General features: G+C 33.7%; 24 protein-coding genes. 16 read left to right on the top strand and 8 right to left on the bottom strand.

The window, feature by feature from the left end; translation table 11 throughout:
• The first annotated feature begins 223 nt into the window (after positions 1-223).
• From ATE84_RS02895 to ATE84_RS02880, 5 genes are all read left to right on the top strand, one after another.
• Positions 224-988 (top strand): enoyl-CoA hydratase/isomerase family protein, encoded by a 765-nt coding sequence (locus ATE84_RS02895; protein WP_101450792.1) that lies wholly within the window; start codon positions 224-226, stop codon positions 986-988.
• A 240-nt stretch (positions 989-1,228) separates the two neighbouring features.
• Positions 1,229-1,405, top strand: coding sequence for a hypothetical protein (locus ATE84_RS25995; RefSeq protein ID WP_158237158.1), 177 nt, complete (start codon positions 1,229-1,231; stop codon positions 1,403-1,405).
• Positions 1,406-1,615: 210 nt separating this feature from the next.
• Positions 1,616-1,981 carry a hypothetical protein gene (locus tag ATE84_RS25815; RefSeq protein WP_143273551.1) on the top strand — a complete coding sequence of 122 codons (366 nt, stop codon included), beginning with the start codon at positions 1,616-1,618 and terminating at the stop codon, positions 1,979-1,981.
• Between the two features lie 300 nt (positions 1,982-2,281).
• A complete protein-coding gene (locus tag ATE84_RS02885) occupies positions 2,282-2,734 on the top strand; it encodes a 6-carboxytetrahydropterin synthase (RefSeq protein WP_101445633.1) in 453 nt (150 codons plus the stop codon).
• Between the two features lie 51 nt (positions 2,735-2,785).
• Positions 2,786-3,544, top strand: coding sequence for a UDP-2,3-diacylglucosamine diphosphatase (locus tag ATE84_RS02880; protein ID WP_101445631.1), 759 nt, complete (start codon positions 2,786-2,788; stop codon positions 3,542-3,544).
• A gap of 2 nt (positions 3,545-3,546) precedes the next feature.
• Here the strand turns inward: ATE84_RS02880 and ATE84_RS02875 are convergent, their stop codons facing one another.
• The 3 genes from ATE84_RS02875 to ATE84_RS02865 all read right to left on the bottom strand — a co-directional run bounded on the left by ATE84_RS02875 (position 3,547) and on the right by ATE84_RS02865 (position 7,328).
• Entirely contained in the window at positions 3,547-4,512 is a 966-nt protein-coding gene (locus tag ATE84_RS02875; protein ID WP_101445629.1) for an ABC transporter ATP-binding protein, read from the bottom strand.
• 91 nt (positions 4,513-4,603) lie between these two features.
• Entirely contained in the window at positions 4,604-6,772 is a 2,169-nt protein-coding gene (locus tag ATE84_RS02870) for a prolyl oligopeptidase family protein (RefSeq protein ID WP_101445627.1), read from the bottom strand.
• 199 nt (positions 6,773-6,971) lie between these two features.
• Positions 6,972-7,328, bottom strand: a complete 357-nt coding sequence (locus ATE84_RS02865; RefSeq protein WP_255412048.1) for a DoxX family membrane protein — start codon at positions 7,326-7,328, stop codon at positions 6,972-6,974.
• A 56-nt stretch (positions 7,329-7,384) separates the two neighbouring features.
• On the opposite strand from ATE84_RS02865, the gene ATE84_RS02860 reads away from it, so the two are divergent.
• Positions 7,385-8,383 carry an IS1595 family transposase gene (locus ATE84_RS02860; RefSeq protein ID WP_101444842.1) on the top strand — a complete coding sequence of 333 codons (999 nt, stop codon included), beginning with the start codon at positions 7,385-7,387 and terminating at the stop codon, positions 8,381-8,383.
• Positions 8,384-8,559: 176 nt separating this feature from the next.
• Here the strand turns inward: ATE84_RS02860 and ATE84_RS02855 are convergent, their stop codons facing one another.
• Both ATE84_RS02855 and mscL read right to left on the bottom strand, forming a co-directional pair.
• Positions 8,560-9,552: an aspartate-semialdehyde dehydrogenase gene (locus tag ATE84_RS02855; RefSeq protein ID WP_101450790.1), complete on the bottom strand. Its 993-nt coding sequence runs from the start codon at positions 9,550-9,552 to the stop codon at positions 8,560-8,562.
• A 237-nt stretch (positions 9,553-9,789) separates the two neighbouring features.
• Positions 9,790-10,206, bottom strand: a complete 417-nt coding sequence (gene mscL, locus ATE84_RS02850) for a large conductance mechanosensitive channel protein MscL (protein ID WP_101445623.1) — start codon at positions 10,204-10,206, stop codon at positions 9,790-9,792.
• A gap of 146 nt (positions 10,207-10,352) precedes the next feature.
• Here mscL and ATE84_RS02845 point away from each other — a divergent pair, with 146 nt between their 5' ends.
• Positions 10,353-11,351, top strand: a complete 999-nt coding sequence (locus tag ATE84_RS02845; protein ID WP_101444842.1) for an IS1595 family transposase — start codon at positions 10,353-10,355, stop codon at positions 11,349-11,351.
• Positions 11,352-11,368: 17 nt separating this feature from the next.
• Here the strand turns inward: ATE84_RS02845 and alr are convergent, their stop codons facing one another.
• Positions 11,369-12,478: an alanine racemase gene (gene alr / locus ATE84_RS02840; RefSeq protein ID WP_101445621.1), complete on the bottom strand. Its 1,110-nt coding sequence runs from the start codon at positions 12,476-12,478 to the stop codon at positions 11,369-11,371.
• A complete protein-coding gene (locus ATE84_RS02835; RefSeq protein WP_101445619.1) occupies positions 12,471-13,118 on the bottom strand; it encodes a thymidine kinase in 648 nt (215 codons plus the stop codon). Before ATE84_RS02835 ends, alr begins: the two co-directional genes overlap by 8 nt.
• A 105-nt stretch (positions 13,119-13,223) precedes the next feature.
• Between ATE84_RS02835 and ATE84_RS02830 the strand changes: the two genes are divergently transcribed.
• The 9 genes from ATE84_RS02830 (at position 13,224) to ATE84_RS02795 (ending at position 19,515) form a co-directional block, all read left to right on the top strand.
• Positions 13,224-14,069 (top strand): hypothetical protein, encoded by an 846-nt coding sequence (locus ATE84_RS02830; RefSeq protein WP_101445617.1) that lies wholly within the window; start codon positions 13,224-13,226, stop codon positions 14,067-14,069.
• 9 nt (positions 14,070-14,078) lie between these two features.
• Complete coding sequence (locus tag ATE84_RS02825) at positions 14,079-14,423, top strand: DoxX family protein (RefSeq protein ID WP_369828486.1); 345 nt, start codon at positions 14,079-14,081, stop codon at positions 14,421-14,423.
• A complete protein-coding gene (gene rsmI, locus ATE84_RS02820) occupies positions 14,423-15,094 on the top strand; it encodes a 16S rRNA (cytidine(1402)-2'-O)-methyltransferase (RefSeq protein ID WP_101445613.1) in 672 nt (223 codons plus the stop codon). Before ATE84_RS02825 ends, rsmI begins: the two co-directional genes overlap by 1 nt.
• Before the next feature lie 60 nt (positions 15,095-15,154).
• Positions 15,155-15,853 carry a M50 family metallopeptidase gene (locus ATE84_RS02815; protein WP_101445611.1) on the top strand — a complete coding sequence of 233 codons (699 nt, stop codon included), beginning with the start codon at positions 15,155-15,157 and terminating at the stop codon, positions 15,851-15,853.
• A 232-nt stretch (positions 15,854-16,085) separates the two neighbouring features.
• Positions 16,086-16,832, top strand: a complete 747-nt coding sequence (locus tag ATE84_RS02810; RefSeq protein ID WP_101445609.1) for a hypothetical protein — start codon at positions 16,086-16,088, stop codon at positions 16,830-16,832.
• A gap of 19 nt (positions 16,833-16,851) precedes the next feature.
• Positions 16,852-17,523, top strand: coding sequence for a hypothetical protein (locus ATE84_RS02805; RefSeq protein WP_101445608.1), 672 nt, complete (start codon positions 16,852-16,854; stop codon positions 17,521-17,523).
• Between the two features lie 78 nt (positions 17,524-17,601).
• Positions 17,602-17,742 (top strand): hypothetical protein, encoded by a 141-nt coding sequence (locus ATE84_RS25990; RefSeq protein ID WP_158237157.1) that lies wholly within the window; start codon positions 17,602-17,604, stop codon positions 17,740-17,742.
• Positions 17,743-18,010: 268 nt separating this feature from the next.
• Positions 18,011-18,793 carry a sensor histidine kinase gene (locus tag ATE84_RS02800; protein ID WP_101445606.1) on the top strand — a complete coding sequence of 261 codons (783 nt, stop codon included), beginning with the start codon at positions 18,011-18,013 and terminating at the stop codon, positions 18,791-18,793.
• Positions 18,794-18,861: 68 nt separating this feature from the next.
• The gene (locus ATE84_RS02795) at positions 18,862-19,515 is read left to right on the top strand and encodes a response regulator transcription factor (RefSeq protein ID WP_101445604.1); all 654 of its coding nucleotides are present in this window, start codon (positions 18,862-18,864) and stop codon (positions 19,513-19,515) included.
• Positions 19,516-19,579: 64 nt separating this feature from the next.
• Here the strand turns inward: ATE84_RS02795 and ATE84_RS02790 are convergent, their stop codons facing one another.
• On the bottom strand, positions 19,580-20,170 hold the full coding sequence (locus tag ATE84_RS02790; RefSeq protein ID WP_101445603.1) for a carboxymuconolactone decarboxylase family protein: 591 nt from the start codon (positions 20,168-20,170) through the stop codon (positions 19,580-19,582).
• Positions 20,171-20,225 lie beyond the last annotated feature (55 nt).

The following is a 20,225-nucleotide window of genomic DNA, read 5'->3' as shown; positions in this document are numbered from 1 at the left end:
TATTTTTTATGAACCATCTCTATATATAAACGTATTATATTTTAGATAATTACAATTAATTTTTACTAAGAAATAAACCATTTGATTGTATTAAGATTATTCATTAAACAATTTTAATACAGGAGTCACCAGATGGGTGAATGATACCAACCAAAATAATTATATGTGGTATTTTAATCTTCAGTTGGGATTAGTTACTTTTACTATAAAAGTTACAACAACAATGATACCAAGATCTAGCGGAAGCTTATATACTCATACCGAAAACAACATTGCAACGATAGAATTTGGTCACCATGCCAGTAATTCTTTTCCATCAGAATTATTAGCAAGATTGGCTAAAGCTTTTGATGAATTATCAGAGGATACATCGGTATCTGTAATCATTCTTAAATCAGAAGGAGACCGGGCATTTTGTGCAGGAGCTTCTTTTGATGAACTCATAGCAATAACAAATCTAGAAGAAGGAAAACAATTCTTTTCTGGATTTGCCAATGTGATTAATGCAATGCGAAAATGTAAAAAACCAATCATAGGAAGGATACAAGGTAAAACTGTAGGAGGAGGAGTTGGATTAGCTTCTGCGTGTGATTACTGCCTGGCTACAGAAGCAGCATCGATTAAATTAAGTGAATTAACTATTGGTATAGGTCCTTTTGTAATAGAACCGGCAGTATCAAGAAAAATAGGATTAGCCGCTTTTGAAGCTCTTGCATGGGATGCATCGCAGTGGAAAAATGCGTATTGGGCAAAAGAACAAGGATTATATGCGCGCGTTTTTAGTACCATATCAGAATTAGATAAAGAAACACAACTATTTGCCGAAAAACTTGCTGGGTATAACCCAGAAGCAATACAACAAATGAAAAAAGTAAATTGGAAAGGAACAGAGCATTGGCAAGAACTTCTTATAGAAAGGGCGGCTATTTCTGGTGAATTAGTGCTTTCTGAGTTTACTAAAAAAGCATTAGAAAAATTTAAAAAATGAACTCGTTTAAACTTTTTTGATTGAAGCGAAAAATTAAGGTTTTGTGTCCAGATAAAGTCTTTTTTGAGGTGCATAGCGAGCTATGGAACGAAAAAAAGACAAAATATGGGTGCAAAAGACCATTTTGTAGCCAGTTGGAAAGAGTATAAACGAGTTGAATAACAGAGACTACGGTAAACCTCAATTTTGCCTTTGTTATTTTCTTTACATTACATCATTACAAATTTAAAACCTTTAATTATGTTAAAAAACATTTTAAACCGTAATGATGTTAAATCATTAAACAAAACAGAGCAATCAAGTATTAATGGAGGAAGCAGTTGTTTTCTAGCTTGCAGGCAAGACTATATTAGTTGTCTTGGTAGTGGAGGTGCTAACTGTCTGGCAGATTATATTGCATGTAGATCTGCGTGTTAATGCTTGTGCATTGTGATTTGCTTTTTTAGATTGTATTTCACTTAGCATTATTTGTCTCGTCCTAAAATAAGTCGAATTTGTGTCAACTTGTTTTAGGACGACTCATTTAATATTTCAAGGCTCGCCTCGTATGAAAAGGAAAGTTTTCATCATTAAACATATCACTTGTGTGTTTGTTTCTGGGGTTATTTTCTTTTTTGTCTTTTAGACGTGACCCAAAGGGTCGGGCTATTCACTTTTACTCCTCGTACTTCCTTTCTGTCAGACTGTGGGGTAACCGTTACTATCCCTCACGCAAAAAAATCAATAGAAAAACAAACTTCAATTGAAAAAGGAAATTTGTTGTACACCTATATTTTACTTAAATTACATTATTACAAATTAAAACCTATAACCATGTTAAAAAACATTTTAAACCTAAATCATGTTCAGTCCTTAAACAAAACGGAGCAATCAAGTATTAATGGAGGAGCAAATAGTTGTTTGCGAGAATGTAGACAAGACTTTGTAGATTGTAGAGAAGATGGTCATTCTCATTGTGCGGCAAGTTTAGCTGCATGTAGATCTATGTGTTAATACGTATTGCGTAGTGATTTATTTTTTTAGATTGTATTTCATCTAGCAGTATTAGATTATAGAGCGGGTTTACCCGCTTTTATTAGTTTTTTATAAGAAAATACTCAAAATGCCGTTGTTTTCTTATGTAGAACCTGGGTTATAAATTAAAAATCTAAATAAATAATGGATATACTAAATTTTTTAGGAGGTAATGGATTGTTTCTGGTATTAGGAATTGTTTTGGTTGTGGTTTACTTTATAAATAAGAGAAAGAGACGATAATCTTCCGTAACTTTGCCAAAAATTACAAAGTAAGCAATGAGTAAAATTCGTATTACGAAACAATTTTCTTTCGAAACCGGACATGCTTTATATGGATATGATGGTAAATGTAGAAATGTTCATGGTCATAGCTATAAGCTAAGTGTAACTGTAATTGGCACACCGATTACAGATACTTCGCATGTAAAATTAGGAATGGTGATTGATTTTGGAGACCTTAAAAGGATTGTAAAAGAAGATATTGAAGATGTTTTTGATCATGCAACAGTATTTAACAAAAACACACCACATATAGAACTTGCAAAAGAATTAAAAGATAGAGGGCATAATGTAATTTTAGTAGATTATCAACCTACCAGTGAAAATATGGTAATTGATTTTGCTGAAAGGATTACCTCTCGATTGCCTGAAGGTATTAAGTTATTTTCTTTAAAACTTAAAGAAACCGAAACATCATTTGCAGAGTGGTATGCATCAGATAATGAATAGATCATTTAAATTTTAGGTCCTTTTCTTACCTTTACCTTTTAAATTATACGTATGAACCTTCCTGAAGGGAAAAAAATATACTTTGCAAGTGATAATCACTTGGGGGCTCCAACATCAGAAAAGAGTTTTCCCAGAGAGCAAAAATTTGTAAAATGGTTGGATGAAGTTAAAAAAGATGCAGCCGCTATCTTCTTGTTAGGAGATCTTTTTGACTTTTGGTTCGAGTATAAAACTGTGGTGCCTAAAGGCTTTACCAGAACCTTAGGGAAACTGGCAGAAATTACAGATTCGGGAATACCGATCTATTATTTTGTAGGAAATCATGACTTATGGATGAATGGATATTTTGAAGAAGAATTAAATATTCCTGTGTATCATAAACCCCAGGAATTCACTTTTAACGACACTACTTTTTTTATAGGCCATGGTGATGGTTTAGGACCTGGAGACAAAGGATATAAACGAATGAAAAAAGTATTTACCAATCCTGTAGCAAAATGGTTTTTTAGATGGTTACATCCAGATCTTGGAGTAAAACTGGCACAGTATCTTTCTGTTAAAAATAAATTGATTTCGGGAGATGAAGATGTGACTTTTTTAGGAGAAGATAATGAGTGGTTGGTGCAATATTGCAAAAGAAAATTAGAAAGTAAACACAGGGATTATTTTGTGTTTGGACATAGACATCTTCCTATGGAAATACAATTAAACGAACAATCCCAATATATAAATCTAGGAGACTGGATTACTCATTACACCTATGGTGTTTTTGATGGGAATGAACTTAAGTTAGTAGACTACAACAACTAGATTTATTTTCTTTTCTCAATGATTTCTTCAGGAATTGTAATCCCAATCATTTTGGGAGCAGTTAATTTACTGTGATGATTAAAAAAGAGAATTGTATTGTCCAGTACAGCTTCAATCAAATAATGACTCCCATTGAAATATGCGTTTTTCACTCGTACTTTTATCATAGAATTAGGATTAACTTCTATCTCATGAGGATAGACCAAAATAGTATCCTGACTATCAGATGTTGTAAATGAAGAAAGTTGTATTTCGTTTACTTCTCCAAAGAGGGCGGCAATATAATAATCGGTAGGGTTTTGATATAAAGTGATCGTATCTTTTTGAGTTAAAATTTTACCCTGGCGAATAACAATTGTCTGATCTGTAAAAGAGAGAATATCTGTTTTATCATGTGTAGCGGTGATACTTGTAATTTTATTACGTTTTAGATATCTAAATAGATTTCTTCTCAAAGAACTACGTCTGAAGTTATCAATATTGCCAAAAGGTTCATCAAGCAGTAATAATTCTGGTCTTTTGGCTAATGCTTTTGCCAGTGCTACTCTTTGTTTTTGACCACCACTCAGGTTTTCGACTTTGGTGTCAGCAAAATCAGTCATTTCTACAATGTCGAGTAACTCATCTACCCGACCTTGTTTTAACTCTGGTTGAAAATTAGACAAATATTGGCCAATATTTTCCGCGACACTACGATAGGATTGTAGCTCAAAACCCTGTGAGAGGTATTTCATGTTTTCTTCACCGGGAACAAGATTAAAAAGAGGCCCTAATATTTTAGTGCCATTCCAGGATAGTTCTCCTTCCTGCACCTGTAAAAGGCCATAAATGATTTTTAACAAGGTACTTTTTCCACAACCACTGGCACCAATTAGGGCAATATGCTGCCCTTTTTTAATAGTAAAACTAACGTTTTTTAAAACAGGAAGTTTATCATAAGCGAAGGATATATTGTCTACTTTTAACATTACTCAAATATATTGAACTTTAACAAAAAATCCGCCTCTTTTCAGAAAACGGATTTTTTATTTTTTTAAGACAAGTTCTAAGTTAAAAAGATTACCCTTTTACTTCGTCGGTAACTTTTTCTGGTAATACTTCATATCCCATATTATAGAGTGTAAAACCAAAAATATCGGCATACTGTTCGATGGTTTTGCTTACTGGTGTTCCTGCACCATGTCCCGCTTTGGTTTCAATTCTAATCAATGTAGGATTATCACCTGATTGCTTTGCTTGTAGTTGTGCTGCAAATTTAAACGAGTGTGCTGGTACCACACGATCATCATGGTCTCCTGTAGTAACCAAAGTAGCAGGGTATTGTACACCTGCTTTTACATTATGGACAGGAGAATACCCTTTGATGTAATCAAACATCTCTTTGTTTTCTTCTGATGTACCATAATCATAAGCCCATCCTGCTCCGGCAGTAAAGGTATGGTAGCGTAACATGTCTAAAACACCAACAGCTGGCAAAGCTACTTTCATAAGGTCTGGTCGCTGTGTCATAGTAGCACCAACAAGTAATCCTCCATTAGATCCACCACGAATAGCCAAATAGTCGCTAGATGTATATTTGTTTTCTATAAGGTATTCTGCTGCTGCGATAAAATCATCAAATACATTTTGTTTTTGCATTTTTGTTCCGGCAACATGCCATTTTTTACCATACTCACCACCACCTCTTAGGTTAGGTACTGCATATACTCCGCCTTGTTCCATCCATACAGCATTGGCAATACTAAACGCTGGGGTAAGGCTAATATTAAACCCTCCATAACCATATAAGATAGTTGGGTTTTTACCATTAAGCTCCATCCCTTTTTTATAGGTAATAATCATTGGTATTTTTGTACCATCCTTAGAGGTATAAAAAACCTGCTTGCTTTCATAATTCTCTGGATTGAAATCGATTTTTGGTTTACGATATAATTCTGAAGTACCTTCGGCAATATTATATTTATAAATACTACTAGGTGTTTTATAGTTGGTAAAGGAGTAATATAGTTCTTTTTCTTCCTTTTTAGTACCAAATCCATTTGCGCTTCCTACTCCTGGTAATTCTACTTCACGAATCAATTTACCATCATAATCATATTGCATTACTTTAGAAACAGCATCAACCATATATTCTGCAAAGAAGTATCCTCCACCTGTATTAGGACTTAATACATTTTCAGTTTCGGGAATAAAGTCTTTCCAGTTTTCTGGAGTTGGATTGGAGGCATCTACCGTTACAATCTTCTGGTTGGGTGCATTTAGATTGGTAACAAGATAAAGTTTAGAACCTACATTTTCTATAATATAAGTATCATTATCTGCAGTACCCATGATAGTAATGAGTTTACTATTTGGGTTTGTAAGGTCTTTGATAAATAACTTATTTCCAGAAGTAGAAACACTGGCAGAAATAATAAGATATTGATCATCTTCTGTAACACTTGCACCAATATATCGGTGTTTTTCTTCTGGAGTACCTCCAAAAATTAAGGCATCGTCTTTTTGAGACGTACCTAATTTATGATAATATACTTTATGTTGATCTGTTTTGGCAGAAAGCTCACTTCCTTCTGGCTTATCGTAGCTAGAGTAGTAAAACCCTTTGTTACCTTTCCAGGATATTCCAGAAAACTTAACATCAACAATAGTATCTTCTATGATCTCTTTGGTTTCAGCATTTTTAACGATTACTTTACGCCAGTCACTACCCCCTTCAGAAATAGCATAGGCTACAAGTTTTCCGTTTTTAGAAAAAGATATTCCTCCAAGAGATGTAGTACCATCTTTACTAAAGGTGTTAGGATCTAGAAAAACTTCGGGTTCATCACCTTCATTCTTGAATCGGTAGATAACATACTGATTTTGAAGGCCATCATTCTTATAAAAATAGCTATAATCCCCTTCTTTAAACGGAGAACCAACTTTTTCGTAATTCCAAAGATCAGATAGACGTTTCTTCAGATCTTTTCTAAAAGGAATGTTTTCTAAATATCCAAAAGTAGTCTTGTTTTGTGTCGCCACCCAGTCTTCAGTTTCTTTACTTCGGTCATCTTCTAACCAGCGATATGGATCTTCTACTTGAGTGCCAAAATAAGTATCTACTGTATCTACTGTTTTAGTTTCAGGGTAGTTCAATGCAATGGTAGTTTTAGAAGTTTCTTCTTTAGTTTTGTTTTTACAAGCCACCATTATTGTAATGATGGATAATACAAAAAGTGCTTTTTTCATGATGCAATGCGTTAGTATGATTCACAAATCTATCAAAAGATGTGACTATTAATGCTAAAGAAAATATAAAAAAGACTGCTCTGCAAATTTACCTGTAAAGAAATAAGATTTCTTCCATATTGCTTTGGGGTATAGCACTATGTAGGATTAATATGCGGGAGCAGTCGGAATTTTCTGTAAGAAACGAAAAATTTTGGTTTTAGAAAAGTGTTTTATACTTGTCCCAATATTTAAATATTAAGAAAGCGTTTATGAAGAAAACCAATGCTCCGGGGCCAATATTGACGGGATCTAATGTAGCGTGGAATAAAATAATATTTACAGAAATAGGAGCTAATACTATCAGAGCAAAAGGAAGAGCTTTATTTATAAGAAGTAAAAGTCCGACAATTACCTCGATAATCCCGACAACTTTTAGTACATAACTGTTGACTAATGCACCAAAAAAGATACCTGCATCAGGATTAGTAAATTCAAAAGCAGGCATGAATTCAAAAAATTTATTACTTCCAAAAACAACCAACATCACTCCCAGAAGTATTCTTAAGGCTAAAATTAATGGCTAAGTTCTAATTAGAATATGTTTTATCTTTACTTTATAAAAACGGAGAAATGATACCAGAAGATTTTAGAGATTTTTTCATTAGTTCATCGGCTTTGGTTCAATCAGAAATTGTTTCCACATTATTGGAGATCTCTACTGAGGGTTCAGCCCTGATTGATAGCAATCAGAGTAAAGCCATAAGCTGTCCTCATTGTAAGTGCAATAAAATTAAGGCTAATGGTAAGCTCAAAGGAGTACAGCGCTATGTTTGTAATACTTGTCATAAAAACTTTAGTGAAACTACCGGTAAGTTCTGGTACAACCTCAAGAAGAAAGACAAAGTTAATCGTTATTTATTCTGTTTACTCTCTGGATATAGTATTCGCAAGAGTGCCAAAGAAACAGGGATTTCTATTCAGACTTCTTTTGATTGGAGGCACAAATTACTTGTCTCCTTTGGGAGCGTAAGTGTGGATGAATTCCAAGGAATCCTAGAGAGTGATGATCTTTTCTTTGCTTACTCTGAAAAAGGGAATCGAAATTTGGATCGTCCTGCTAGAAAACGTGGCGCAAAGGCAAGTAAAGCTGGTCTCAGTAATGAAAAAGTAGCTGTGATAGCCAGTTGTGACCGATCAGGGAACAAAGATTTCAAAGTAGCTACCAGAGGTCGCATTAGTAAAAGTGACTTGGAGACTATATTACAAGGGAAGTTGGCTAAAGTAGAAACCCTTTGTAGCGACAGTCACAGAAGCTATACTGCATTTGCAAAAGACAAGAAGGTAGCACACAAAAAATTTAATGCTTCGAAGGGTCAAAGAGCTGTTGACAAAATATATCACGTACAAAATGTGAATAATATGGATATGCGTCTAAGGAAATTTATGGAGCCCTTCAATGGAGTGGCAACAAAATACCTTCAGAATTATCTGAATTGGTTTTTAGTCTTAGAAAAAATAAAAAATTCAACCAGTAAAATGGCAACCGTAGCAGCTATAGCCTTTGCTTCCAATACTGCCTGGATGGAATTTAAAAACATAGTAGTAAATAATATGCTTTTTAGAACTTAGCCAAATTAATTTATTCATTTTTCTATTTTTTAAGGAGTTAAATTACTGTATTAGAGGAGGAAATGTTGGAAACCTTACAGAAATTATACAAACAGGTAATCTAGCTCTTAAATAAAAAGACCCTTGCTTTCTCTTTAAAAGCAAGGGTCTTTTTAATAGTATATTATTAGGATGGATTAACCTATAAGTTCATTTTCCACCAGGTATTCTCCGATTTGTACTGCATTAGTAGCTGCTCCTTTACGTAGATTATCTGATACTATCCACATATTTAAAGCATTTTTTCTAGAGTGATCTCTTCTAATTCTACCTACAAAAACATCATTTTTACCTTCTGCATAGATAGGCATAGGATACGTATTTGTATCAGGATTATCCTGTACGGTAACTCCAGACGTTTCATTTAGAAGTTGTCGTATTTCATTTTCATTGAAATCACTATCAAATTCGAGATTTACACTCTCACTATGCCCACCAACTACAGGAATACGAATTGCTGTTGCTGTTACTGCAATAGTACGGTCATCAAGAATTTTTTGGGTTTCGTTCACCAATTTCATCTCTTCTTTGGTATATCCATTTTCCTGAAATACATCACAGTGTGGAATAGCATTACGGTGAATAGGATATGGATATGCCATTTCTCCTTTTTCACCTGCATATTCATTTTCTAATTGTTGTACTGCTTTTACTCCGGTACCTGTTATAGATTGATACGTAGAAATCACAGCACGGTTTATTTTATATTTATCGTGTAATGGACCTAAAGCCATAACCAATTGTATAGTAGAACAATTAGGGTTGGCAATAATTTTATCTTCTTTGGTCAATGATTTAGCATTGATTTCTGGAACAACTAGTTTTTTTGTAGGATCCATTCTCCAGGCAGATGAGTTGTCAATAACAGTTATTCCTGCTTCTGCAAACTTTGGAGCCCATTCCTGAGAAGTACTTCCGCCAGCAGAGAATAAGGCAACATCTGGTTTCATTTCTATCGCAGTAGCAAGTCCTACTACAGAAAACTCTTTGCCTTTATATGAAATTTGTTTCCCAATAGATCGTTCAGAGGCTACGAGAATTAATTCTGTTACCGGAAAATTTCTTTCTTCTAATACTTTTAACATTACGGTTCCTACCAGACCGGTAGCACCTACTACAGCTACTTTCATCAATTTATATTTTTTCATTTTCGCATAGCGAAAATTATACTCCTTTTAATTTCATACAAATTTGAGGAATATTTCCTAGACGACAAGTGTTTATATTAAAAATATAGAAATTTACACTATTTGTTATATATTAAACAATGTGTAAAAAAGAACCGCCCCTAAACTTGGGGCGGTTTACTGATTAGAATATGTAGTATAGCGGTAGCTATAGATAACTCTTTCTTTTAAGCAATATTTTTACTTCTTAAGTAAATCTCTGATCTCTGCCAATAACTCTTCTTGAGTTGGACCCGCTGGTGCAGCAGGAGCTTCTTCTTCTTTCTTTTTAGATTTTTCATATGCTTTGAGTACCACAAAAATAAACAAACCAACAATAATAAAGTTAATTATTGCTTGTATCAGGTTGCCATAGGTCATAACGGCGGCTCCTGCTTCTTGGGCAGCAGCAAGAGTAGCATACTCTCCACCATCGAGAGCAATAAACTTTTGAGTAAAATCTGTTCCTCCGGTTATAACACCAACAATAGGCATTATAATATCTGCTACAGCAGAACCAACAATTTTATTAAATGCACCTCCGATGACAACAGCAGTGGCTAGTGCAACAATATCTCCTTTTAATAGGAAAGATTTAAAATCTTTAAAAAACCCCATAATTAATTAAATTTAGATAGTTAGTAATGTACTAATTTAACAAAAAATTAGACCAATTATAAGGGTGATACTGTCTAATGCAATTGGTTTTTCGGGCTAAGTTCTAATTAGAATATGTTTTATCTTTACTTTATAAAAACGGAGAAATGATACCAGAAGATTTTAGAGATTTTTTCATTAGTTCATCGGCTTTGGTTCAATCAGAAATTGTTTCCACATTATTGGAGATCTCTACTGAGGGTTCAGCCCTGATTGATAGCAATCAGAGTAAAGCCATAAGCTGTCCTCATTGTAAGTGCAATAAAATTAAGGCTAATGGTAAGCTCAAAGGAGTACAGCGCTATGTTTGTAATACTTGTCATAAAAACTTTAGTGAAACTACCGGTAAGTTCTGGTACAACCTCAAGAAGAAAGACAAAGTTAATCGTTATTTATTCTGTTTACTCTCTGGATATAGTATTCGCAAGAGTGCCAAAGAAACAGGGATTTCTATTCAGACTTCTTTTGATTGGAGGCACAAATTACTTGTCTCCTTTGGGAGCGTAAGTGTGGATGAATTCCAAGGAATCCTAGAGAGTGATGATCTTTTCTTTGCTTACTCTGAAAAAGGGAATCGAAATTTGGATCGTCCTGCTAGAAAACGTGGCGCAAAGGCAAGTAAAGCTGGTCTCAGTAATGAAAAAGTAGCTGTGATAGCCAGTTGTGACCGATCAGGGAACAAAGATTTCAAAGTAGCTACCAGAGGTCGCATTAGTAAAAGTGACTTGGAGACTATATTACAAGGGAAGTTGGCTAAAGTAGAAACCCTTTGTAGCGACAGTCACAGAAGCTATACTGCATTTGCAAAAGACAAGAAGGTAGCACACAAAAAATTTAATGCTTCGAAGGGTCAAAGAGCTGTTGACAAAATATATCACGTACAAAATGTGAATAATATGGATATGCGTCTAAGGAAATTTATGGAGCCCTTCAATGGAGTGGCAACAAAATACCTTCAGAATTATCTGAATTGGTTTTTAGTCTTAGAAAAAATAAAAAATTCAACCAGTAAAATGGCAACCGTAGCAGCTATAGCCTTTGCTTCCAATACTGCCTGGATGGAATTTAAAAACATAGTAGTAAATAATATGCTTTTTAGAACTTAGCCGTTTTTCGTTAAAAATCAATTATCATCGACAACACGTTTTACTCTTGGAGAAATTGCGGTAAGTAATTCATAAGAGATTGTTCCTATATTCTCGGCTACAGCAGATGCACTAGAATCTACATCAAAAATAACAACTTCATCCCCTTCTTTACAGTCAATATCGGTAACATCTACCATAATCATATCCATACATACATTACCAATCAGATACGCTCTTTTGTTGTGTATAGTTACAAACCCTTTTTTATTTCCATATTGCCTGCTAATTCCGTCAGCATGTCCAATAGGTATTGTAGCGGTTTTGGTATATTCTGAAGCAATAAATGCTCTGTTATACCCAACTGATTCTCCGGGTTCTAATTCATGAATCTGTGAGATTACGGATTTTAAACCCGCTACGGGCTTTAATGCTGCATCGTATTTTGCATCGTTTCCGTATCCGTACAATCCTATGCCGGCTCGTACCATACCAAAATGTGCTTCGGGATAATTAAGAATCCCAGAAGTATTGGATTGATGAAGTATAGGCGTATACCCTAACTTCTCAATCATATTATTAGCAATTCTTTTAAAAGAATTGATCTGTTGTATTGTAAAATCCCTTTCTGAAGCATCTTCACTAGCCGCCAGATGAGAAAGAAGAGCAACTACTTTAATTGCTTCAGTTGTATTGAGGTTTTCAATAATATGATCAACATCATTTTCCCAGAAACCAATTCTGTTTAATCCAGTATTAAATTTGATATGAACCGGATAATTTTTCTGATGTAGAGTAGTAGCTGTTGCTATAAATGTTTTGAGAACTCTCGCACTATATAGGCTAGGTTCTAATTGGTATTCAATTAGTTTTTGAAAATTTACAGGCTGTGGATGCAATACTAAAATTGGAGTTTTTATTCCTGATTCTCGAAGTGTAATCCCTTCTGAGACATAAGCAACGGCAAAATAGTCTGCTCCTATCTTTTCTAAATGTTTTGCAATTATAGGGGCATCACTGCCATATCCCGAAGCTTTTACTACGGCCAAGATTTTAACATTGGAGTTAACCTTGCTTTTTAAATAATTAAAATTATGAGTAAGATGAGCCAGGTTGATTTGCAAAACGGTTTCTTTTACACTACTCATCAGTTTTTTTAGTTTTTTTAGATATTTCTTTAGGGTCTTTAACCTCCATTTGATTTACTTTTTCCTTAAGCATGGCTTTATAGTATGCCGCTCGACTTAAAGGTTCATACTCATCTGTCTCTCCTAATAAGACCAAATCATCTTCTGCGGATTTTCTATAGCTAAATTGAGCGAGGTTTCCTGTTCTGGTACAAACAGCATGTACTTTGGTAACATATTCTGCTGTAGCCATCAATGCTGGCATGGGTCCAAAAGGATTTCCTTTAAAATCCATATCCAATCCAGCAACGATAACACGAATTCCTTTATTAGCTAAATCATTACAGACTGATACAATTTCATCATCAAAGAATTGCGCTTCGTCAATTCCAACAACATCACAAGTGTCAGCTAGAATTCTAATATTAGCTGCTGCAGGAACAGGGGTAGAACGAATTTCATTAGCATCATGAGAGACTACCATTTCATCGTTATACCTGACATCAATAGCAGGTTTAAAAATTTCAACATTTTGTTTGGCAAATTGTGCGCGCTTTAATCTGCGAATCAATTCTTCGGTTTTACCCGAAAACATAGAACCACAGATTACTTCTATCCACCCAAATTGCTCTTTATGATTTACCGTATTTTCGAGAAACATTTTGTATTTTTCAGCATCAATTAAAGAAATCCCTTCTCCTTACTCTAAAGATGAGGTAAATTTATTAAAAAACAAAAAGCAGTATTGTAAACGAATAAGAAAGTTATGAAGAAGAAATTGGAAGCGGAACTTATAAGTATTGCCCATAGAATATTACAACTTAAAGATAAGACTACCTTACCTGAGTTACAGGAAGAAGCCCGTAAACTATATGAGAAGTTAACTATTCTTAGTTTTTCTGAGTCTCATTTTGCAGGGCCACAACCTACTATTGGTCAGATTAAAGCATCCCTGGATAGTAATGAAATAGATACCCCTGATCAATCAAATGAGTCAGATGAATTAAAAAAGGAAAAGCAAAAAATCAAAATAGATATTGATTCCAAACCGACTTCTGATATAAAAGAAGAATCAGTTCCTGAACAATTTTCTTCACCAAAAAGTGATCCGGAGCAAAAAGATAATGATGTTACTACTATAGAAAATAAGCCCGAAATTATTATCGAAGAAATTAATGCGAGAGTTACTGAAGATCTTTTTGTACCTGCAAGTACTAAAGTAGTAGAAGAAGCTGTCTCTTTTTCAGATTCGATCCCATCTCAATCAGCATATGAAAAAAATGATATGGAGAATGTTACTCCAACGGAACAAGATATATCTTCTTTACATCATGATACAGATACTAATGATCGACCTAAATCTCTTAATGATCAATTGAGAAAAGAAATTGATATTGGACTTAATGATCGATTAGCCTTTATAAAATACCTTTTTGAAGGAAATGCTTCCGATTATAACCGGGTGTTATCCCAGTTAAGCACGCTTCGAGGTAAAAGTGAAGCAGAAGAGTTTATTGCAACTATGATAAAACCAGATTATCATAACTGGGAAGGTAAAGAAGAATATGAGGAGCGTTTTATGGATATCGTTCTTAGTAAATTTGATCACTAAATACAGGTTATGAAAATTATATATTGGATTGCTACGATTGTTCTATGTGCTATAATGCTATACTCTGCTCAGATGTATTTTTTTAAAACTGAAATGATAAAAGGTTTTTTCGAAAGTTTTGATTACCCAACATATATAGTAATTCCCTTGGCAGTGGCTAAAGTATTAGGAATAACGGCTATTCTTACAAATAAAATAAAATGGCTCAAAGAATGGGCATATGCCGGTTTCTTTTTTGATTTGGTATTAGCTACTTTAGCGCATCATTATGCTGGGCATGCTATAGGATTATCGTTGTATGCGATTATAATTCTTATAGTTTCTTATGCTGTTGGTAAAAAAATAAGACCTTAATGTCAAAACTATACCTTGTACCTACACCGATTGGTAATCTTGATGATATGACTTTTAGAGCTATCAAAGTTCTTGAAGCGGCAGATTTGATATTGGCCGAAGATACTCGAACTAGCGGAAAATTGTTAAAGCATTTTGAGATTACTACTCCTATGCAAAGTCACCATATGCATAATGAACATAAAATGGTGGACCGTATTATTCAAAAATTAAACGCAGGAGAAACTATTGCATTAATAAGCGATGCAGGTACTCCCGCAATAAGTGACCCTGGGTTTTTACTCACTAGAGCTTGTGTCGAGCAAGGGATAGCCGTAGAATGTCTTCCTGGAGCAACAGCTTTTGTACCTGCTTTGGTTAATAGCGGCTTACCCAATGATAAATTTATTTTTGAAGGATTTCTACCCGTAAAAAAAGGAAGACAAACCAGATTAAAACTTTTATCAGAAGAACCTAGAACGATGGTGTTTTATGAATCTCCTCACAAATTGATTAAGACATTAGGAGATTTTGCAACCTATTTTGGCGCAGATCGACAAGTTTCGGTATCACGTGAATTGAGTAAACTACATGAAGAAACGATACGAGGAACAGCAGAAGAGGTCATACAGCATTTTGAAAACAAACCTCCTAAAGGTGAAATTGTAATTATTGTAAAAGGAAAGAAATAGAGTACTTCAATTTTTAGTGATAAAGATCGTTATATAAGTTAAGTATAAAACTTTGAGTGTGTGAAAAACTACCCCTTGCTTTCTATAATAGGAATTAGCTTGCTTGTTTTTTTATTGTGGCAACTACCCTATTTTGGGTTCATACAGTATCCGCTATTACTGTTAGGCACTTGGTTTCATGAAATGGGCCATGGCTTAACTGCAATATTACTGGGAGGGAAGTTTATCTATCTCGAAATATATGAAAACGGAGGAGGTGTTGCCTACTCTAATGTTTCGACCAGTTATTTGCCTTTTAATATTGCCAGAGGTATTACTGCAGCAGGAGGATTATTGGGTCCTGCAATTTCGGGAGCCATACTTATAGCTTCTGCCAGAAATAAAATTAGCTCTAAAATCGCCTTATGGCTACTCATTATAATAATGGTACTATCATTATGTTTATGGATTCATGAACTGCTGGCATTAATTATCTTAAGTGTTTTTGCAGCAATTCTATTTTTTATTGCGATTCTTAGAGTAAGAAACCTCGAAGCTTTCACACTTTTGTTTTTAGGAACTCAATGTGTATTAAGTACATATCTGCAAATAGGGTACCTATTTACAAAACAATTCGAACGAGATGGTAAAATCCAATATTCTGACACGCAAATGATTGCAGCTCATCTACCTGGTACCTATTGGATGTGGGCAATATTGATTCTATTAATTACCATGTATCTACTGTATAAAAGTTATCGGTATTACTTAAAAAAATAATACCATTTATGGGATACGAATCTTATTATTTTATGTAAACCATTCATGTTTTACACCTTATAGGTATCTATATATCCTTCTTGTATGATAAACTAAAACAGCGAAAATTAAAATACGTGGTAAATACGTGTTTTTGTACGGTAATTACCTGTAAATTCCTTTTAGAGCAAAGTGTGCAGGTTTTTTTTGACTAACTTTAATACTAATTATTAACTTATAAATATAGTATATAATGGAAAACGTAATCACACAAGAAAACACCTCAATCACAAAAGAGTCTTTTAAAAAATCTACCTCTCTTTGGAAAAATGCCGATGTACTACAATTAACACATCATTTTCATAAACTAGATCCTTCTGTTGGGCAATATGAACGAGTGTATTATTTTAGTATGAGCGATGATGATGTTAAGCGTTTTAATGCCATACAAGAGATCGATACTTTTACTATGCACATGGCGTTGAAACGTGGATATAAAGAAAAGTTTACATTCTTTCCAATTTTTGAGATTGTTGATGAAAAAGGTAATGAACAGTTTTTTGGCCTAGAAGCTTTTCAAAAACCAGAAATGAACGAATCACAGAATAAAGAAAATGAACCGGGATCCGAGATTGTACCTCAAACCTTTAAGCAAATGATTCATGATAACTGGGAGCAGGTAGATATGAGTCTGGTTGATGATTTGTTTACAGTAAAAACAAAGAAAAAACCAATGGAAAGAGTGCTTTTTTATAAGGTGACAGCAGGTTTGATTAATCCCTACTTACCTAATGGTATTGAAGCAATAAAATTTTATCCTGGATTAGATATGAATAAGTTTCAGTATAAGGATATGATATCTTTTACCCCAGTTATTGGAATCACACCCAAGAACCCAGTAGAAAACATATCGCAAAGAGCGGGGATTATCGAATATAGCGATTCTGAAGTATTTATTGAGTATTCAAGTCCATGTCCACCTACTTGTGCTAAGAGGTGATTTATATAATTAGAAACTAATGAGTAAAGAGCTTTTTGATGTTTTAAGGTTGATTTCGTCTTTTATAGTGACTATCCCTTTACTATTATCGGTATATAAGTTTAAATCACTAAATAGGATACAAGTTAAACTGGTATATTTATTATTAGGAGTATTGACTGTAGAGGTTATTTCTAATATACTCTGGTATAAAAAAATAAATAATATGCCATTGTATCATTTTTTTACGGTAATTCATTTTCTATTGATAGTTAATATTTATAAGATGGCGTTATCACAAATATTTTCAAAATATTTCTTTACTATTTTAAGTATTGGTTTTGCCATATTTGCTGTTATTAATACGGTATTTTTACAAGGGTTAATGACCTTTAATTCTAATACAACAACCCTTTTAGGAGCGTTAGTTATTTTTTTTTCTTTAGGTTATTTTTATGCATTACTTAAAGAAGTAAAATATAGTGCCCTGGAAACAAATCCTATGTTTTGGATCAATTCTGGATTTTTGATTTATTTTTCTAGCAATTTGATCTTGTTTTTTATGAATAATACCTTGTTTAAAGGGATAACGACTGCTAGTTATATTCTTTGGGGGTTACATGCGGTAATAAACATTGTACTAACGATTTTTTATACGATTGCGATATGGGTAAAGCCTCAAGAAAATACTAGTAAAAACAGTGATTTTTGATCAAATGATTTTGGCTTTAAGTACTGGTTTTACTCTTTTTTTGAGCTATATTTATGTAAACTTTTAAAACCTAAAATCATGAAAACAATTCGTTTATTATTTTTAACCCCATTAGACTCATTTATTGCTAGACAACAAAAAGAGCCTCCAGATAGTAGTGAACACAAAAAACAATACATGATTGGAAAAATGATGAATCCAGAAATAGCTTTCGGATAATCTTAAAAATATAGATTTAATATATTAAAAGAATGGTATAATTTACTTTAAAGTTGCCAGAAGTCATGATGTTTGGTTTTTATCAAAATTAGGCTAAAACAGGAACGTTTATTTATGAGTATTCAAGCCCTTGTCCGTCAACTTGTACACCACTGATAGATTAGGTCTGTAAAAGATAATTAATTAAAAAGTAAAGAGCTATATTTTATAGCTAAGTTGCTAATAAAAACAAAAGTATAGCTCTTTACTATTTTTATATGATTTGTTTATGGGTGAACCCGAAGAAGCTGTAGCATTAAAGGTTATAATCATTGGTATGGTAGTAATTTTTTTGTTATCATTATCAGTAATCATATTTTTTATTCTTTATCAACGCAGGTTGTTGGCGCAACAGCAGAAACATCAAAAAATAGAATCTGATTATCAAAAAGAATTACTTAAGACTTCGATTATTAGTCAGGAAGAAGAAAGGAGTAGGATTGCCAAAGAATTACACGACGATGTGGGAGCGATGTTAACCACCACCAAATTGTATTTTGGGCAAATTACACCAGAATTACCTCCAAAAGAGCTTATAGGTATTGCCAAAAAAATGAGCTCTTTTTTCGATGACATGATACAAAGTGTACGTAGTATTTCACAAGATCTAAGACCAGTTGTTCTAGAGAAATTAGGGCTGATAGAAGCAATACAAAGCTTGGTGCAAACCATAAATGATTCGGGAAAAATTAGTGTACATTTTAAAAATAACACGATAAAAACGATAGCCAAATCAAAAGAACTTAACCTGTATAGAATCATTCAGGAATTAATTACGAATACGCTTAAACATGCAGAGGCTTCGGTGATACATGTTGAGTTAAAAAATAAAGAAAGTTCGTTAATTATACTTTATGAAGATGATGGGAAAGGTTTGGAACAAAAAAACCTTTTACATAAAAAAGGGCTAGGACTCAAAAATATAGAAAGTAGATTGTCGGTGCTTTCTGGAAATATACATTTTTTAAAAAAAAGCTCTGGTATGAAAGTGAAAATTGTAATACCAGTTTGATCATAAAAGCAGCAAAAAACCCCTAAGTAAGTAAAAAGAAGCATTAACACAATTAATCACAATTAATCATGGAGACTATAAAACTAGGACTGATTGATGATCATAACTTATTTCGCGAAGGTATAAAGTCGCTGTTAAAAAGAATGGCCAATATTTCATTGGTATTAGAAGCAGTGAGTGGTAAAGACCTGTTAGCACAGTTGAATAATGTGGTTCCGGATGTAATCCTTTTGGATTTAGAGATGGGAGATATGAACGGTGTAGACACAACTCTAAAATTACAAGAATTGTATCCTGACCTAAAAATTATTATTCTAACAATGCATACAGAAGAAAGAATGATCTCTTATTTAATGGAAGCAGGAGCTAATGGATATCTATTAAAAGATACTACCCAGCATGAGTTAGAAACAGCAATACGATCTACGTACGAAAAAGGGTTTTATTTTAATCCTTTTGTGTCAGAAGCATTATTAAAAGGGTTGAAGCATAAAACTTCTAAACCTCCTGCGATACGAAAAGATTATCACCTTACCTCTAGGGAACTGGAAGTGTTAGAAGGGATTACTCAAGAGTTTACAACAGCAGAAATTGCAGAACAACTTTTTCTAAGTGTAAGAACAATTGAAGGACATCGAAAAAACTTAATGGGTAAATTAGGTGTAAAAAATACAGCTGGTTTAGTGATTAAAGCAGTTAAAGAGAAGATCATTTCTGTTTAGATCATTTGGAAAGTAAAATAAACAAAACCTGTCGGGATATTAATATCCCGATAGGTTTATTATATTAAACATGCTTTCCTTTTTCCCAACCATGTTTTCCTAAATATTTTTCACCAGATTGAATAGCTCCTTCTTCAACCATTGTACCCATAGAATCATTCCAGCGATTTAAATATCCAAATAAAGAAATCACTCCTAACATTTCTACAATTTCACCTTCATTCCAGTATTTATATAATTCTTCTTTAATGGTCTCGTTTACAGCATTAGGAACCATTGATGCAGCAAGCGAAAAATCAAGTGCTGCACGTTCTGCATCACTAAAAGCGGCATGCGTTTTATACTCCCATATATTATCTAACTGCTCTTGCTCTGCACCGTATCGTTCGGCTGCACGAATAGCATGTGCCTGGCAATATCTACATCCTGTGGCATTACTGCTTACCCAGGCAATCATACGTTTTAATGCAGAAGTTACCCTACCTTCATTTGCCATTACGGCTTTATTAAGATTGATAAATGCTTTAGAAATAGCAGGCCTTCTTTGCATGGTAAGTACAGAATTAGGACAAAACCCTAAGGTTTCATTAAAAAATTCTGCTAATTCCCTGGTTTCCGGATCATGATCTGCCGATAATGGAGTAACTAATGCCATATTGTGTATTTTTTTTGAGTTTAAACATAAAATTTTAAGCAAAGCAAAATACAAA

Source organism: Aquimarina sp. MAR_2010_214 (genome assembly GCF_002846555.1).
In the GTDB taxonomy this organism is placed as follows: domain Bacteria; phylum Bacteroidota; class Bacteroidia; order Flavobacteriales; family Flavobacteriaceae; genus Aquimarina.
The sequence above is the reverse complement of the archived record's forward strand: the minus strand, read 5'-3'. Positions and strand labels throughout refer to the sequence as shown.